Origin of the sequence: Granulicella cerasi (genome assembly GCF_025685575.1) — a bacterium.
Classification (GTDB): Bacteria; Acidobacteriota; Terriglobia; order Terriglobales; family Acidobacteriaceae; genus Granulicella; species Granulicella cerasi.
In genome coordinates this window covers 574,850-591,275 of sequence record NZ_JAGSYD010000002.1, presented here as the reverse complement: position 1 = coordinate 591,275, position 16,426 = coordinate 574,850, and the positions used below count along the sequence as shown (strand labels likewise).

At 55.8% G+C, this 16,426-nt stretch carries 13 protein-coding genes; 5 read left to right on the top strand and 8 right to left on the bottom strand.

Annotated features, from left to right (window positions below; genetic code table 11):
• Positions 1 to 195: 195 nt before the first annotated feature.
• A complete protein-coding gene (locus OHL11_RS07975; RefSeq protein ID WP_263370962.1) occupies positions 196 to 1,374 on the bottom strand; it encodes an ATP-binding protein in 1,179 nt (392 codons plus the stop codon).
• Between the two features lie 547 nt (positions 1,375 to 1,921).
• Between OHL11_RS07975 and OHL11_RS07970 the strand changes: the two genes are divergently transcribed.
• Positions 1,922 to 2,203, top strand: coding sequence for a helix-turn-helix domain-containing protein (locus OHL11_RS07970; RefSeq protein ID WP_263370961.1), 282 nt, complete (start codon positions 1,922 to 1,924; stop codon positions 2,201 to 2,203).
• 71 nt (positions 2,204 to 2,274) lie between these two features.
• On the opposite strand, the gene OHL11_RS17325 is transcribed toward OHL11_RS07970, so the two are convergent.
• Entirely contained in the window at positions 2,275 to 2,394 is a 120-nt protein-coding gene (locus OHL11_RS17325; protein ID WP_396269489.1) for a helix-turn-helix domain-containing protein, read from the bottom strand.
• 219 nt (positions 2,395 to 2,613) lie between these two features.
• Here OHL11_RS17325 and OHL11_RS07965 point away from each other — a divergent pair, with 219 nt between their 5' ends.
• The 4 genes from OHL11_RS07965 (at position 2,614) to OHL11_RS07950 (ending at position 10,191) form a co-directional block, all read left to right on the top strand.
• Complete coding sequence (locus OHL11_RS07965) at positions 2,614 to 3,258, top strand: RNA polymerase sigma factor (protein WP_263370960.1); 645 nt, start codon at positions 2,614 to 2,616, stop codon at positions 3,256 to 3,258.
• A gap of 213 nt (positions 3,259 to 3,471) precedes the next feature.
• A complete protein-coding gene (locus OHL11_RS07960) occupies positions 3,472 to 4,536 on the top strand; it encodes an anti-sigma factor domain-containing protein (protein WP_263370959.1) in 1,065 nt (354 codons plus the stop codon).
• A gap of 81 nt (positions 4,537 to 4,617) precedes the next feature.
• Positions 4,618 to 7,737, top strand: a complete 3,120-nt coding sequence (locus OHL11_RS07955) for a TonB-dependent receptor (protein WP_263370958.1) — start codon at positions 4,618 to 4,620, stop codon at positions 7,735 to 7,737.
• Positions 7,738 to 7,803: 66 nt separating this feature from the next.
• Positions 7,804 to 10,191 carry a hypothetical protein gene (locus tag OHL11_RS07950; protein WP_263370957.1) on the top strand — a complete coding sequence of 796 codons (2,388 nt, stop codon included), beginning with the start codon at positions 7,804 to 7,806 and terminating at the stop codon, positions 10,189 to 10,191.
• Between the two features lie 32 nt (positions 10,192 to 10,223).
• Here the strand turns inward: OHL11_RS07950 and OHL11_RS07945 are convergent, their stop codons facing one another.
• The 6 genes from OHL11_RS07945 to OHL11_RS07920 all read right to left on the bottom strand — a co-directional run bounded on the left by OHL11_RS07945 (position 10,224) and on the right by OHL11_RS07920 (position 16,301).
• On the bottom strand, positions 10,224 to 10,364 hold the full coding sequence (locus OHL11_RS07945; protein WP_263370956.1) for a hypothetical protein: 141 nt from the start codon (positions 10,362 to 10,364) through the stop codon (positions 10,224 to 10,226).
• Between the two features lie 44 nt (positions 10,365 to 10,408).
• Positions 10,409 to 12,271 (bottom strand): asparagine synthetase B family protein, encoded by a 1,863-nt coding sequence (locus tag OHL11_RS07940; RefSeq protein ID WP_263370955.1) that lies wholly within the window; start codon positions 12,269 to 12,271, stop codon positions 10,409 to 10,411.
• A gap of 77 nt (positions 12,272 to 12,348) precedes the next feature.
• Complete coding sequence (locus OHL11_RS07935) at positions 12,349 to 12,726, bottom strand: lasso peptide biosynthesis B2 protein (protein ID WP_263370954.1); 378 nt, start codon at positions 12,724 to 12,726, stop codon at positions 12,349 to 12,351.
• Positions 12,707 to 14,719, bottom strand: a complete 2,013-nt coding sequence (locus OHL11_RS07930; protein WP_263370953.1) for a prolyl oligopeptidase family serine peptidase — start codon at positions 14,717 to 14,719, stop codon at positions 12,707 to 12,709. Before OHL11_RS07930 ends, OHL11_RS07935 begins: the two co-directional genes overlap by 20 nt.
• On the bottom strand, positions 14,716 to 15,873 hold the full coding sequence (locus OHL11_RS07925) for an aminoglycoside phosphotransferase family protein (RefSeq protein WP_263370952.1): 1,158 nt from the start codon (positions 15,871 to 15,873) through the stop codon (positions 14,716 to 14,718). The genes OHL11_RS07930 and OHL11_RS07925 overlap by 4 nt, the downstream gene beginning before the upstream one ends.
• Positions 15,874 to 16,043: 170 nt before the next feature.
• The gene (locus tag OHL11_RS07920; RefSeq protein ID WP_263370951.1) at positions 16,044 to 16,301 is read right to left on the bottom strand and encodes a PqqD family protein; all 258 of its coding nucleotides are present in this window, start codon (positions 16,299 to 16,301) and stop codon (positions 16,044 to 16,046) included.
• Positions 16,302 to 16,426 lie beyond the last annotated feature (125 nt).

The window sequence follows — 16,426 nt, the reverse complement described above, 5'->3', positions numbered from 1 at the left end:
CTGGATGAGGTGATCGTGCGGCACACCATCTACCGCTGCATTCCGCCTCCGAAATGACTGCGCCTGTTCGATGTTTCCGGACCGAGAATTCCTGACCTTTGTGATCGTGATCGCACGTGCCAAACTACGAAGGCTGCGTCAGGGGGATCTCGGAATCTCGCGCTGTTGCATCGTACGACCCTGGGCAAGGGTCTCTCAGCTAAGCTTTGCGGTTAGTTCGGCCAGCAACTGGGTGGGTGGCATCACCTCGGTATCGGCGTCCAGCTTGTAGCGCTCGTTACCGGGGTAGAGCACAATCTGTCGTGATGCGGCGACGTCTTGACAGCCAAGATAAAAGCCCTTAGCCGGGTTGGGGCTGCTGACTGAGCGTTTGACCTCAATGGCCCAATGCTCGTTCTTCCCGAAGTCCAGTATTAGGTCGATCTCCGCACCTGCCGCAGTTCGGTAGAACGAGGGCCGAACGGTGTCGGGGAGCATGTTGAGAACGGCTTCGAGCACGAAACCTTCCCAACTAGAACCGACGACGGGATGCCCCAGAAGCTCTTCCTGATTGTGAATCCCGAGAAGGGCATGGGTCAGGCCGCTGTCTCGGACGTAAACTTTGGGGCTTTTCACGAGCCGCTTTTGCGCATTGCTCGCCCAAGGTTGAAGACGCCGCACGAGCAGCAGGTCCACCATGATGTCGAGGTAGCGTGCGATGGTTTGCCCGCTGACGCCGAGGCTGCCTGCGAGTTGTGCCGCGTTGAGAAGTTGGCCTTGATTGTGAGCTAGCATCTGCCAGAAGCGACGTAGCGTTTCGGCGGGAATGCGAGGGCCAAGGGATGGCACATCGCGCTCCAAGTAGGTCTGGATGAACGCACTGCGCCAGCGATAGCTGGCGGCATCCGACGTCGCGAGATAGCTGTCAGGGAATCCGCCACGCGACCAAAGCTGATCGAGTGACGAGATTGGAATCTCATCCACCGAAAACGGGGTCAGTTCTTCGTACGCAATGCGCCCAGCCAAGGTCTCAGCAGACTGTTGGAGCAGATCCATGGAAGCTGAACCCAGCAACAGAAAGTGGCCGACCTTACGTCCTTTCCGGCGCCGGCGATCGATTACGCCACGAAGAACGTCAAAGAGTCCCGGAAGGCGATGAATCTCGTCCAGAATGACCATCTTTGCTTCGTGTTGTTCTAGATAAAGCTCAGGGTCAGTTAGCTTGGCGCGATCTGCTGGCCGTTCGAGATCGAGATACAGGGTGTCGTTCCCTATCTTGTCCGCGATGGCATGAGCCAGCGTCGTCTTTCCAACCTGACGAGGGCCGAGGAGTGCGACAGCAGGGAACTCACGGAGTCGCTCAACAACACGTGGCTCTATTCGGCGTTGAATCATCCCTGTAATTATGCCATGGCGTGGAAGATTTGCATGGTTAAATTCATGGCACGCGACCCCTATCCAAATCGTTCGAGCTCGGTCATTCAGGATCGATCTAGGCGAGAAGACGCAAAAGTGAATGTGGCTACGGCATTGCTCGTGGTACAAAATGCAAGCGGTTCTGCGAGTTCATCCCCGCTATGCCCATTTCGCCGCACATGCTCTTGGGTGGTTAGAATGGCCGCATGAATATCACAGCTATGCTCGCTCAGATCGATGCTGAGATCGCGCGCCTTCAACAGGCTCGTGCAGCGCTGGTCGCTTTGGAATCGACTGCACCTGTGCGTCGCGGTCCAGGACGTCCCCCGAAGTCAACTAGCGTACCTACCAAAAGCACGAAGCGTACTATGAGCCCGGAAGCTCGTGCTCGTATCGCAGCAGCGCAAAAGAAGCGGTGGGCTGCTCAGAAAGCAGGGAAGTGATTCTTTGTTGACTTGAGGGTCAACGGGGAAACCAGCAACTATAGTTGCTGGTGCGGATTCGCTCTAAACGAAAGCATGGCCTTGTGGCCAAGCCTGTTGGAGCAGAGAAAAAGCGGAAAGGATCAACACCTAATCAGGTGTTCGGCAGAGCCGTCACTGAAATGCGGCTGTCGCGTGATCTCTCTCAGGCTTCTCTTGCCGATTCCTTGGGCTACAGCAATTACTACGTAGGACGCATCGAGCGGGGCGAGGCTAACGCCACTTGTGACGTTATGTCAGCTATCAGCCGTTATTTCGGGTTGAGCATCGGAGAGTTTTGGATGTTTGCAGAAAAGCTCTCAGGCAAATCTAGTCACATGAAGTAGGACCCGGTGTTTGGTCCGGCGCTGTGGCGAAACCCTCTGCGTAAAGCCAAAAACGGCTCATTGGAAGCATTTCAAAAATACATCACGATGGCATACATGACATCGAAGCTGATGTTTTCCTTGCCTTGCTCAGCGTTGCGCAACGAATACTCGTTGCAACCCACCGACGTCGCAACAACAGCCTGCGACACGTCCTTCTTGATGCGTAAGGCGGTTATGGCCGCACCGAAAAGCTCTCGAGGAGTGTTGGTTCGTCGCGTGTTCGTTACTCCGATCCGCCTCGACACACTTTAAATCGTCCGCTCAAAGCAAATATTGAAACAGCAACTATAGTTGCGTATACTCCGATTCAGCAACTATCGTTGCCATATGGTGAGTGCTGTGCTGGGCACGGCACGATCGGAGGGCGTGTGAATTCCGAATCTGCGCTGCCACTCATTGCCACCTTGTTGGCCGATCTTCCCACCGAGCTGGATAACGTCGCCAATATCAAAGGCGAGACAGATGCACCCGCTGACGAAGCTCTGCTTGAGGCGGTAGCGAAACGCGATAAGGACGCGCTCTCTGTCTTATTTAGAAGGCACGGAAGAGCCGTATACAACGTGTCGTGGCGGATTCTGCGCGATGACGCGGAGGCCGACGATCTACGTCAAGAGACGTTTCTTTATCTCTTCCAGAAAGCCTACCTCTATGACCCGAGTAAGGGCTCTGCGTCGTCGTGGATTATTCAGGTTGCCTATCATCGCGCCATTGATAGAAGGAGGGCTCTGATCTCCAGAGAGCACTACCGAACCAAGGACCTGGACGAGCAGAGCATTGGCTCTCTTTTCGCTCGTCCTTCGACGGACCACATTGACGGCAAAGCCATTCTGGAACGTCTGCGCGGAGAGCTCTCGTCAGATCAGCAACAAGCCCTGGAACTGCACATCTTCGAGGGATACTCCTTCAAGGAGATCGCAGAACGGAATGCTCAGAGCATCGGGAATGTCCGAAATCACTACTATCGGGCTCTGGATCGTTTAAGATCGAGCCTTTTCATGAAGAAACGGGGATAGGGTGAGAGAATGGGCTGACAATTTTCCCGTGAGGCAGTCGACACTGTGAACCCGCGACTTCATGACGAGTTCGTAGAGATGTGCGCACTCTTCTACTCCGGAGAACTCTCCGAAGAAGAGTGGTCGCTGCTGCAGGTGCATATGGCCTACTGCGATTCGTGCCGTGCGACCTTTGAGGAGTTCGCTCACGTCTCGCAAGAGGTCATTCCTGCAATGGCGCAGGCTGCCGCTGCGCAGGCACCGCTAGAGTCTCAGGAACAGTTCGATGCGGCGGCGAAAAGGTTCGCCGCGCAGTTGGATACGGTGCCGGTTCCGCAAGCCAAACCGCGCGCAAAGGGAAACTGGCTTCTGTATGGCACGATCGCGGCGTGCGGTCTCACTGCATCCACTTATGGCGTCAGGAGCTACATACAACATCAAGCGGATCGCTCGACGATGACCAGATCTGCAACGACGATCACGAGGCCGACTGTTGCCAGCTCAGCGGTAGTATCCACAGAAGTGGTTCCTGCGAAGAATAGCGAAAGCGAGAATGCTCAGCTTCGCAAGCAGCTTACTGACCTTCAACAGGCAGCTCTTGCGGCCAGATCGGCACAGGCAGATCTGCAGAAACAGCTCGACGCCGACCGGCTACAACTCGACCAGGCCTCGTCCGACAAGCAGGCTCTGACCGTGCAGTTGAACGCGGCACAGGGAAGCGTGCAGACCCTTCACGAGCAGCTCGCGGCGGCGCACGCAGCTTCTGGGCAGCAGGACGTTCAGATAGTCGCATTGACGGATAAGATCCGCAGCTTGAATGCGGAGCTTGCCGACCTCAACACGAATTTAGAGAGCAAGGAGCGGATGCTTGCTCTCGACAAAGACTTCCTCTCCCACGACAAGGACATCCGAGACCTTATCGGCTCGCGCAATCTGTACATCGCCGACATCTACGACACGACAGAGAAAGGGAAGACGGCCAAGCCCTTTGGACGTATCTTCTATACGCAAGATCGTTCGCTGGTGTTCTACGGCTTCGACCTCGACAAACAGCCTTCTCTCTCTCGCGCCGTTTCGTACCAAGTGTGGGGAAGTGGAAGTGACCATGATCCCGTGAGCCTCGGGCTCTTCTATCAAGATGATGGGCATAAGCGTTGGGTACTTCGCTGCAACGACTCGAAGAGTCTGTCGCGTTTGAACATGGTCTTTGTTACGGTGGAACCATCGGGTGGAAGCAACAAGCCCACCGGGAAGCAGCTTCTTCGGGCCTACTTGCAGATCGAACCGAACCATCCGTAAAAGAAAGATTGATACAACTTTCCCAGGTCGTCCGTATACGGAGTGCATTCAAAACACTCCCAACCTCCGGAGCGACCTTTCGTGAAATCTCTTGTCTTGCTGCTGTGTTTCATCTTCCCCGGCCTGTCGTTCAGTCAGTCAACCAATGCAACGATCAGCGGTGGCGTTACTGATCCGTCCGGCAATCTCATCGTTGGCGCGGATGTTCTGATCAAGAACGATACGACGGGGGTTGTCTATAACGCCAAGACGAATCGCGTCGGGATGTACCTGATCCCGATCCTGCCGCCCGGGCACTATCACGTTCAGGTTGCGAAGCCGGGATTCAAATCCATCATTAGAGCGGATGTAGTGTTGAACGTTGAGAGTGCTGTGGCGCTCAACTTCGAGCTTCCAATTGGTGCCACGTCGGAAAGCGTCACGATTGATTCAGCCTCGCCCGCCATGAACACAACGGATGCTTCGGTCTCCACCGTGATCGACAGGAAGTTTGTTGAGAACGTTCCGCTGAACGGAAGAAGCTTTCAGGATCTCATCTCGATGACGCCGGGTGTCGTTACGGTCAGCCCGCAAGCGCAGGCTGGTACCGGTATTCAGCACACTGGCGATTTCAGCGTGAATGGTCAACGTTCCGAGTCGAACTATTACACGGTCGACGGTGTCTCCGCCAACATTGGAGCAGGGAACACCGCTGGTAGTTCCTCCAATGGTGCGAGCGGTGGTTTGCCTGGATCTACCGCGCTAGGCACTACTCAAAGCATTCTCCCACTCGATGCGCTTCAAGAGTTTCGTGTCTTGAGTTCCACCTATTCTGCGGAGTTTGGGCGGAGCCCGGGAGGACAGTTCACGTTTGCTACACGCAGCGGCGCGGATCAATTTCACGGAAGCGTCTATGACTATCTGCGCAACAACTACTTCGACGCTAACGACTGGTTTAACGATCACAATCATGTGCGAATTGCAGCTCTGCGTCAGAACGATTTCGGAGGAACCTTCGGAGGACGCGTCCTTCTCCCGCGCTTGTATGACGGACGAGATCGCTCCTTCTTCTTCGTCGCCTACGAAGGACTGCGTCTGACGCAACCTCAAGCCGCGACGATTCAATATGTCCCCGACAGTTTCATGGGAGCTCAAGCGAGCTCAGTGATGCAGCCTATCTTGAACGCCTTTCCTCAACCCACCGCGGGTGCCACTGACTACGGAAGCGCATCAGCGCCGAGCTTGGCACAGTTCATCCAAACGTATGCTGTCCCCAGCCGCATCGATTCGACGAGTGCTCGGCTTGACCATCAATTCAATCGTCGTGTCTCTGCCTTCTTCCGGTGGGGTAACACTCCCAGCTCTACGTCAAGCCGAACTCTTTCCGCACTCAACACTCTGAGCGTGAATACAGGAACGTATACGTTCGGTCTGAGTACGCAGATCACTGATGCCCTTACGAATGACTTCCGCCTTGGCTATGCTCAGGCGGACTCGGTCAGCTCCCAAGCACTCGACAGTTTCGGAGGAGCAACTCCTATTGATCTTGGATCGGCGATGGCTCAGAGCACGAGTGCCACGATGGAGCCATTCGTTTTTATCTCCATCTCGGGCATTGGTACCAGTAGTCTAGGTTCTTACAATTCAGCAGCGAATCGGAGCCGACAGTGGAATATCGTTGATACGTTCAGCATGGTGCGCGGACACCATTTTGTCCGATACGGATTTGACTTCCGTCGCATCGAGTCGCCGACTACGGCCGTGTCACCGGTCATCCAGGCCGAATACCTTTCAGCCGCATCGCTGCTCAACAACTCTTCGGACTTAACCTTCCTCATTAAGCGTAACCAGAGCTCACTGCTCTTCCATGAGGCCGCCGCATTCGTTGAAGATGAGTGGCGCCTTTCACCACGATGGAGTTTGTCTGGAGGTCTTCGATGGGAGGTGAATCCTCCTCCTACATCGAGCAACGGGAATCCGCTCTACACACTTGCGGGGGACATCTCGCAGCCCTCGACTTTGACCGTGGCACCTGCGGGCACACCGCTCTGGAAGACCTCGTGGTACAACTTCGCTCCACGTCTTGGTTTTGCGTGGACTCCTCATGGAACCGATGGGAAAGATACGACCGTTCTGCGAGCCGGTGCAGGCGTCTTCTTCGACACCGATAACCAGGTTGCTGCTCTCGGCGTGACGGGCCTCGGATTCCTCGCGCAGTCCACACTAACGAAGGCGGCTCTTCCAATCACCGCAGCCCAACTCTCCTTTCCGATCTCGACCGAAGCTCCCTACACGAGCGCGAGTCTGTACGCCTATCCGCAGCATCTGCAGTTGCCGTATACGCTGCAATGGAACGTGAGCCTGCAGCAAGCGCTTGGACGCAATCAATCGTTCACGCTCACGTATGTTGGGGCGAGTGGTCGCCGCCTCTTGCAGAGCCAACTCATCAACGTAAGCTCACGCAATCCGTTGTTCGGCTCAATCTACTTCACGCCATCGGGTATCACATCGAACTTCCAATCGCTCCAAGCTCAATTCCAACGCAGCATCAGCCACGGACTGCACGTCCTCGTTTCCTACACGTGGGCTCACTCCATCGACTTCGGTTCCAACAGCACGACCTATCCCGTGGTGCGGGGAAACTCTGACTTCGACGTGCGCAACAATCTGAGTGGTGGCTTGAGCTGGGATATTCCTTCTGCCGGTAAGGGGCTTCTTCGCCCAATCGTTAGTGACTGGGGCGTCGATGGACGGTTCATGGCTCGTACCGCCTTCCCGATCACGCTGAATGGAAGCTCACAAACGGATGCCACCGGTGCGATCTACTACACGGGTGTGAACATCGATCCCACCAAGCCGCTCTACCTCTACAGCTCCACCTATGCGGGTGGGAAGGTCATCAACCCCGCGGCCTTCAGCCTGCCTGTGGGCGCCGCAATGGGAAATGCTCCCCGCAACTCCATTCGTGGATTTGGACTTGAACAAGTGAACCTAGCCGTTCGACGCAACTTCCACATCGTTGGTGATGTTCATCTCCAGTTTCGAGCAGAGACCTTCAACCTCTTCAACCATCCGAACTTTGGCTATGTGAACCCCACGCTTTCGAGTGCTCAATTCGGTCAGGCCACAAAGATGCTGAATCAGAGCCTCGGAACGCTGAGCGCGCAATACCAATCTGGAGGACCGCGTTCCATGCAGTTCTCCCTCCGAGCGAGCTTCTAGGCAAGCGCACCGATCACCCTAGACATCTTCGGAGACACCATGAGACTGCACTCTCGCATGTGTGGCATGAACACGCTCGCGTTCCTGTTTCTGTGTGCTCAGTCTTTGAATGCACAGAAGCATCGCTTCACTGTCCGCGATTCCATCGAGATGGTTACGATCAGCGATCCGGCCCAAGTTGTTCAACATCCTGAGGTCAATTTCTCCCCAGACGGTTCGAAGTTCTTGGTCGTCACCACACGAGGAATAGTAGCTACCAGTCAGATCGAATCGGATCTTCTTGTCTATGACGTGGCGGAGGTCACGAGGTATTTGACTTCGTCTGCGGTCGCGCAGCCTCCAAGGCCGCAGCATCTTGCGACGATCCGAGGGACGCATCGACTCCTTGTCGATAGACCCTATGCCGCTGTGATCGCAGCGCTACGCTGGTCTCCAGATTCTCGCACGGTGTATTTCTTGGGGTCCGACGCGAGCGGCGTGCGAACGCTCTATCGAGTGGGGCTGCAAGATCCGGCACCCCGCGCGATGAACCCCAAGGGTGTAGATGTACGAAGTTTTGAGCTTGGCTCGCATCATGAAGTTTACTTTTTCGGCGAAAGGATTGATGAGGTCGCCCGTTCGACAAGTGAACTGAACGGCGTTCCGCTCTATGGATCAAGCCGAGTCGTCACAGGCATTCCGCTGCAGCAACTCTTGTTTCCACAGCTTGAGAATGGAATGCGTCCTCGCCGCGATTCGTTATGGAAGGCGGATGGTCGCTCTGCGCCCAAGCTTATCGCCGACGCGAATCGTCTAGGTGGTCCCAGCGCCGATAACTTGAGTGCGCGTACGCTCGCAATCTCACCAGACAGCCGGCACGCGGTATGGCTTGCGCCCGTGTCATCGATCCCTTCTTCATGGAAGGACTACGATCCGCTCCCGATGTTTGAGCATCTGCGCTTCAGAGAGGGCGATGCAAAGCAAACTTCATCGTTCAACTATTGGCGGACGCGGGCTTATTCCATTGTCGATCTACGTTCCGGGCGGAGTCGCCCACTGTTGGATGCGCCTTCCGCGAATGGGTTCGGCTACTCCGACAAGGCCGTGGCCATGTGGTCTCCCGATGGCACGAATGTGCTTGTGACAAATACGTTCGTACCGTTGTCTCGCGAAGATCGTTCCGGACGGGGCCATCTCCCATGCGTGGCTCTATCGATCGAGATCGCCACCGGTAGCCGACAGTGTCTCGCTCTGACTCGCGATGTTCAATCCAGGGTGAATGGTGAAGCTCAGATTCCTATGCACCTCATCAGCGCGCGGTACGACCGTAGCGTCACGAACTCGATCCTCTTGGTGTTCGCTCGCAACGGGAGTAAAGAGCTCATCGAAGAGCGTTATGTGAATGGCACCAAGGGATGGCAGAAGGTCTCAGAAGTATTTCACGCGAGTGCTGCTCAGCCGCTTTTCGTTTCTGTTCATCAGGCCATGAATCAACCACCGACGCTATGGGTTCAGAAAGCGGAAGCTCCGTCGGACGGTTCGGCGAAGCTCTTGCTCGATCCCAATCCTCAACTGCGCCATGTCGCGCTCGGTCAGGCGCGAGTCTACCGTTGGACCGACTCGAGCGGGAGAAAGTGGGAGGGAGGCCTTGTCCTTCCCGTCGATTACGATCCTTCGCATAGATATCCGCTTGTGATTCAAACCCACGGCTTTGCTCCGCATGTCTTCCTCGCCGACGGGTGGTATCCAACGGCGATGGCTGCGTTTCCTCTCGCGAGCGCCGGAATCGCCGTATTGCAACTCGGCTCGAATGCAGACCACTTCGTTACGCCGCTCGAACTTGGCGATCAACTCCTGGGCTATCAGTCGGCGATCAATCACCTCGTTCAGGACGGCATTGTGGATAGACAAAGGGTCGGCATCATCGGCTTCAGCCGAACGGCCTGGCACGTCGAAGGCGCTCTCGTGCGCGATCCTCGACTCTTCGCTGCAGCCACGATAGCGGATGGTGTGGACGTGAGCTACACGCAGTACATGCTCTTCGGCGAGAGCAACGCAGGACTTGCCGGAGAATTCGACCGGATCAATGGAGCTGCTCCGTTCGGAGAGGGACTTCATCAATGGATGGATACGGCGGTCGGCTTCGAGCTTAGCAAAGTGAAAACCCCTCTTCGCATTGAGACGATCGGAAAGATGTCTCTGCTCGGCGAGTGGGAGACTTACTCATCTCTGCGGCAACAACGAAAGCCCGTCGATCTCGTCTTCATTCCAGATGGGCAACACATTCTGCAGAATCCTGCGGATCGTATGTCTTCGCAAGAGGGCAATGTGGCCTGGTTCTGCTTCTGGCTGCTCGATCGATCAGAGTCGGGGCACTGTCCGACCGTGCCTGCCGAGGAGAAGCTCGCTTGGGAAAGGATGCGTGATGATCAGATTCACAGTTCCGTACTCAGAACGCACACCGGGACCCCGTAGGATCCCGGCGTGTTTATCGGCAGATGAAGCTACTACTCATCGGCTTCATACGCGGCTGAAGTACCGATCGGTTGGGGATTGTCCTGCAGCGCATTGTCTTTGACCATATCGCTCTGGACAGCAACCAACGCCGGGACCGTTGCAAGAACGGACGGTTTGGAATAGTTCATCATGGCTCTTTCCTCCTTTCGTCAGATTCCCGCGAACAAGCAGTTGATCAATCTGCCGGTGCGTGAGCATGGTGGCTTCTTTCCGTGACGGAAGAGGTAGCTTGCTTTGAAAGCCTCGTCTCCGTCGGAAATAGTGAACGAAGCCAGATCTCATAGAGGGCGGCTCGGACGATGGCCGGCCACCATTGAATGTTTGCGCCCTGCACGACCTCTGCCACACAGTCGGAAAGAATCGCAGGTTCGATCAACCCCAGTTCTGCCAATCGGGAATCGCAGAAAAGAGACGCGAGGCAGGGAGCGGACTCTTGCATGGAGCGAAGTGGGCCGCGGATCGCGAAGGCCTTTCTACGTCGCTCCAGAATCTCAACCGGCACGGTGCCACGCATTGCTCGTCTCATCAGTGAACGTCGTCTGCCGGATCTAACCAGCTGCTCTCGCGGCAGACTTAAGAGAAATTCAACGAGATCCTTGTCCAGATATGGGTAAGCGTATTCAAACTCGGGCCTGCACCGTCCCGAGTTGCTGGCGAGGCTCTCGACCACCGTCTGCCAAGCAAAGCTGTTTGCAATGGCGCTCGGGCGCGCCGACATCCGCTGGGCAAAGCTGGGCGTGAACAAACTGCAATCGTGTTCCACGGCAGGTTTATCTTCGCGGATCCATGGTGACCGATGAGAGGCCGAGCGGGGACCTCCGAGGTACATTCTCGCGGTGAACGAAAGCAGCTCCTGTGCCAATCCAAGCAACGGACGCCTGCTCTCCAGGCACCACCTCATGCTTTGGTTTCGCAGGTTCGAGATCTCAAAGGATCGGAGGTAATCTGCCAGTTCTGGGATCGCGTAAGGAACGCCGCCGAGCAGTTCGTCTCCGCCAATCCCCGAAAGAACCGAGCGTGCACCAACGCTCCTAAGACAGTCTTCCACGATGCGTCGTTGCTTTGCATTCGCTTGGGTTGTTCCAGGCCAATACTCTATCCCGAAGTCGAAAGAAGGGGACTCAAATCTCTCTTGATCCAGATGGAACTCAACATGGACGCCTGGCTGACCGCGCTGCTTCTCCACTGCGGTAAAGTACGGCCTTTCGTTCCAGTTCGGTTCTGCATCGTCGAAGTAGGAGATCGTCTTGATGGGATCCACGACCTCTCCGCTCGTCTGGCACACTCTGTCCGCCATACAAACGATGGAGCTGGAGTCCATGCCGCCACTCAACTCTGCGATCACCGGATACTCAGCACCTGCGACGCGGCGAGATACGGCTTGGGAGAAGAGGTCGAGGAAATGCTCCTCAAAAGCTTCATCGCTGGCGTAGCGGGCTTCACTTTCTCGCAAAGGTGTCCAATGGCGCTTTGTAAGGCAGCCACCTCTGGCCAGCCGTACGACGCACGCGGAGGGCACCGCATGGATCCCTTCAAAGGGAGTTCTGTCACCGATCCTTTGTCCCGCGAGATAGGCACGTGCGAATTCAATGGACGGCCGGGCCGTAGGCAACTCCTCCAAGATTGTTGCTAGTGAAGAAGCCCACAGAACTTCTCCGCCTTGGTGACGGTAGTAGAGAGGTCTCGTTCCGGCATGGTCGCGAGCTAAGAACAGCGTTTCTTCATCCTGCGACCAGAGAGCGATTGCCCAATCACCCTTCAGGTGTGCGAAGCATTCTTCTCCATAGAGCCGGAAAGCCTTGGCCACAATCTCTGAGTCCGAAGCCTGAGCGTCATCGAAGCCCAGCTCCTGGGATAACGCGGCGCGGTTGTCGAGTCGACCTTCGAACGCCGACACGCAATGAAACGCATCCGCAAAAATGCCACTCTTTGTTAGCGAGCGCTGATGTACATACCGAAGTTGCGTCCCCACTCCAAAACGGCCTGCAGTATGGAAGTGAGTGGCATCGGGCGGCGCGCCTGATGTCGCGTAGCTCATCGCAACAAGTCGACTTCTATCGACAACAGTTCCCCCGGGCTGGAGGACTCCAAACATCTGGCTCATCACAACCTCCCTTAGAACTCTTCAAGCACGGCATACTTCTCGCGCATGTAAGGCTTGTCGTTGACGACCGAACCTGCGACCTCGCACCAGGCATGGGATAGAAAGGGGACAATCTGGGCGCCGATCACCATCGTCGCGTTCCACCCGTGACGTTTGAGCAAAACGGTTGTCGCCGCCGAGCGCTGAAGACACAGAACGGGCTTGAAATAGAACACGCACGCTAGATCCATCGCATGACACAGGTTCTGCACATCCACTTCGTCGCGCTTTTCCCTTGAAGCCACTTCTTGCTCGCAAACGAACTGCTTGATTTCCTTGAATGCCCCGAACTTCATGACCCATTCGATATAGGCCAAGAGCAGCCAACCTTCAAGCGCGTAGCGTTTCATCGGATCCTCCTCGCAGCATGTCGATTCCAAGCTCGTGACACAGGAAGGCAATGCGCCGGGTTAGGGCATCGACTTTGACGGAGAGCGGAAGGGAACCTGCATGGCCTCGCTCAAGGCTGTAGTCCACAAGGACAGGATTCGATTGACACTTACGGCCTTGCATCAGCGCGGCCATTTTTCGTACGTGTGCTGGATTACAGCGATCATCCCTGTCACCCGTTACGAACAGGCACGCCGGATAATTCTGGGTGGCGGACACACGATGATAGGGAGAGTAGGCGTGGAGGGCGTGGAACTCCTCTGCGATGTCGATGGTTCCGTATTCGCTTCGCCAGTTCGCAGCGCGGTCGAAGCGCTCGTACCGAACCATATCCAGTAAGGGAGCGATGCAGAGCACAGCGCAGAAGAGGTCAGGACGCTGTGTCATCGCGGCAGCAACCAGCAGCCCGGAGTTCGAGCCTCCAAAGATGGCAAGCCGGTTGGGATCACAGATCCTTTCGTTGCGAAGCCACTCTGCCGCGCAGAGGAAATCATCAAAGGTGTTTTGGCGTTTGGTCCCTCGACCTGCTTCATGCCATGCTGCGCCTTCTTCTCCACCGCCACGAATGTGAGGAATCACGAAGACGGCTCCCATCTCGACCAGCAGTTTCACGAACACCGAGTACATCGGTGTCATCGATCTTCCGAATCCCCCGTAGCTAGTCATGATGGCTGGAGTTCTTTGAGAAAGATTGGCGTCTCGTTTGGAGATCACCGATACAGCGAAAGAGGTGCCGTCGCGAGACGCCACGCTGTCCTGCTTCACAGTCCACAACGCACTCGGTTCCTCGTCCGTTACGCGCTGATTCGGAACCAGCACACTTTGCCCATTCGAATACTCATACACGAGTGAGGCTGACTCAAAGGATTCGAGGCTAAAGAGAAGTGTCGATGGTGCTGCACAAAAACTGGATAGCAGAAGCAGCGTCGCGTTCGGAAACCGAAGCACTGTTGTGCGGTGACCATCAAAGGACCAGCCTTCGAAAATGCTATCCAATCCGTAGCTTGATCCGACGAATATGCCCTGCGTTGTGATCGTCACTCGGTTGAGTGAGGAGTCTAACGATGGGACGATGGTGTTCAACTCGCTTCCGTTCTCCGACAAGCTGACCACTCGAGTGCAGGCCACTCCATCGCCGACTACCGCGTAGATTTGCCCATTGGCGAGGATTGGTGAGAAAGGAACCTTTCGCGCATGGGCGAGGAGAGACCACTTCGGTTGGGCGTCGATCGTCGCTACCCATAGATCTATGTACGACTCTCCGTCATGAAACCGGATCACCATCACACCCAGACGATGATCGTCGGAGAGCAGGAGGATCCTGCTGCACTCAGATCTTGGGATCTCAAAGACCGTTCGATCTTCCCCGGGCGCATCGAAACGCCGATGGCATATACGATAAACATCGCTGGAAGCGGTGGTCTCTTGGCTGAAGAAAAACCCCTCCGCTGTGAACGCAAGTCCACGAGGATACCCCAGGTCAATGGTGGCTAGGTTCTGATCTCCATCGAGCAGATTGATGACGCGGACGGTGCGCTTGTCGCTTCCGCCTTGAATGACCTCATAGGCCACAAAACGCCCGTCGGAGGATACGCGATAGAGGCTCACGGACTGGTAGGGACCAAGCGTTTGCGGGTCGACGAGGATCTTTTCGTTGTCACCCGAGGCATCGCTGATGCAGAGGCAGCGATGCTCTCCGGCACGAAACCGCTTGCGATAGATGTATTGGTCGCCGCAACGAACGACCTGATCGATCATGACGTTTCCGAGTTCTTGTGAAACACGGAGCGTAATCGTCTCGGGCACTCCGATCTGGCGGAAGTAGTCCGCGAGGGGCAGTTGTTGTTGGTCGATCCACGCTTGTGTCTCGGTGGAGTTCCGGTCTTCAAGCCACTGATACGGATCCTTTACAGCGACCCCATGGAGCATTTCTTCAATACCATCTTCGATCACTGGAAGCCTCCGGACTCCGCGGCATTTTGTGCGGCGCGATCCAACTGGCGTGCCATGGTTCGTGCGTAGGTTTCGAACCATGCCGGCTGTCTAGCGTGATCGCCAATCCATCGACCGTGAGCGAGAATCTTGGCGTAAGGCGACAGCAATGATCCGAGGCGCAAACCAGTCTGGGTAGTCTTCCCGCCCCACATCTCTGCATAGCAAGCTTGTGTTGAATCGACCGGATGGTTCGTCGCACGCGATAAATCATCGCAGCAGAGGAAAGGCATACCCACTCCCGTGACGCACCAATCCGTCACGCAGCAACGATCTGAGTTGACGAGAAAATTGTCGCAATGGAGATCGTTGTGAAGCACTGTGTCCGGCAGGTTCAACGCCGCAAGCTCCTCACATGCACTGTGAAGGATGGCGCCAAGCTCCTTCACGCGCGAGCTGGTCAGCGGCATCGAGTTGGTCGATGTCTGTCGTGGCATTGAGTAGAGGAGGTAGTCGACTACCCGTTCAATCGAGAACATCAGGTGCTCAACTCGCAAGTCGATGGCCCCTGCTTCGAAGAGGGAATCCGCACTGCCAACGAGCCTCGCTTGCAAGGAAACAAAGCAACGAGTTGCGCGTAACGCTGTGGTCTGTCGTGGGTCGGAGCAGAGAGACTGCCCCGCGTCTTCCATTATCCACGCATTCCACGCAGATCGTGTATCTAGTAGAAGTGGCAACGCATCAGGAGCTCTCTCCGCGAGAAGTCGGGTGATGGCGAACTCTTTCTGGTTCGGCGAACCCGTGGCTTTGAGCCAAAAGCGCCTCTCATCGTCTGTAATAAAGGAAAGCAGCGCGAATCCTTTACCGGCGTTGAGTTGCTGGATCGATTTGATCCTTTCCACCCCGTAGCCAGCCGACTCCGCAATCCAATTTCGTGCGCGTTCCGTCCAGCCGATGCTCGACACAGAACACGCATTCTCATCATTGAGAAGTGCAGTAAGCCGTTGCATCTCGCTATCGCTGAGATCAGCGCAGCAGAGATTTGAAGTCAGGCCAGAGCCATTGCCGATCGAATGGGAGCCGATGAGTGTCTCCATCAACACGCACGGCTCAAGCGCGTCCTCTTCGGAGAGCAGATCTACCATCAGTGCCTCTATCTGAAAGAGATTCTTCATCGCTGCGCACAATGCTTGGGCCGGACGATGTCCGAAAGGGATGGAAACGTGTAGGACCTGGAGCCGGCCATCCGTTCTGCGAATCAGCTCTCGCGAATGAGCGCAAACCACAACAACCCGATAGAGCACGCAATCCTTTTTTGCTGGACCGATCATGAGACTCGCTCCTATCACTCGCTCGTGATCAAGTGTTGCGCTGTGAGCTGTTCGAGAAACTCTTCGATATCGAGGCGCAGTTGCTCTTCGGGAAGTTGTGTGGCATCGGCAAGGGACTGCAGCAGTTGTTCTTTGCTGTGTCCTTGTTCTATTCCGCGCCAAAGCATCGCGCCCGTCGCGTTGAGCGTCGTAAGTGTGCCTTGCTCAGCGTCGAAGATGGCAGCGCCATCGGAGTTGATTACGCTGCGAAGATGGGGAAGATGGAGGGGCATGCTACCTCGACCGCCGGATTCGGTGACATCTCGAACCGCTGCGTGAAGAGAGCATGAGTCAAGTTGTAGGGGATCACAACGTCAAAGTGCGCAGATGGCCAAAGTTACTCTTCCTCTAACCGGCG

Excerpts from the sequence above, each read along its gene's own strand:
- OHL11_RS07975 (WP_263370962.1), bottom strand. The coding sequence starts at position 1,374 with ATGATTCAACGCCGAATAGAGCCACGTGTTGTTGAGCGACTCCGTGAG.
- OHL11_RS07960 (WP_263370959.1), top strand. The coding sequence starts at position 3,472 with ATGGCGCAGGCTGCCGCTGCGCAGGCACCGCTAGAGTCTCAGGAACAG.
- OHL11_RS07950 (WP_263370957.1), top strand. The coding sequence starts at position 7,804 with ATGAACACGCTCGCGTTCCTGTTTCTGTGTGCTCAGTCTTTGAATGCA.
- OHL11_RS07945 (WP_263370956.1), bottom strand. The coding sequence starts at position 10,364 with ATGATGAACTATTCCAAACCGTCCGTTCTTGCAACGGTCCCGGCGTTG.
- OHL11_RS07940 (WP_263370955.1), bottom strand. The coding sequence starts at position 12,271 with ATGAGCTACGCGACATCAGGCGCGCCGCCCGATGCCACTCACTTCCAT.
- OHL11_RS07935 (WP_263370954.1), bottom strand. The coding sequence starts at position 12,726 with ATGAAACGCTACGCGCTTGAAGGTTGGCTGCTCTTGGCCTATATCGAA.
- OHL11_RS07925 (WP_263370952.1), bottom strand. The coding sequence starts at position 15,873 with ATGAAGAATCTCTTTCAGATAGAGGCACTGATGGTAGATCTGCTCTCC.
- OHL11_RS07920 (WP_263370951.1), bottom strand. The coding sequence starts at position 16,301 with ATGCCCCTCCATCTTCCCCATCTTCGCAGCGTAATCAACTCCGATGGC.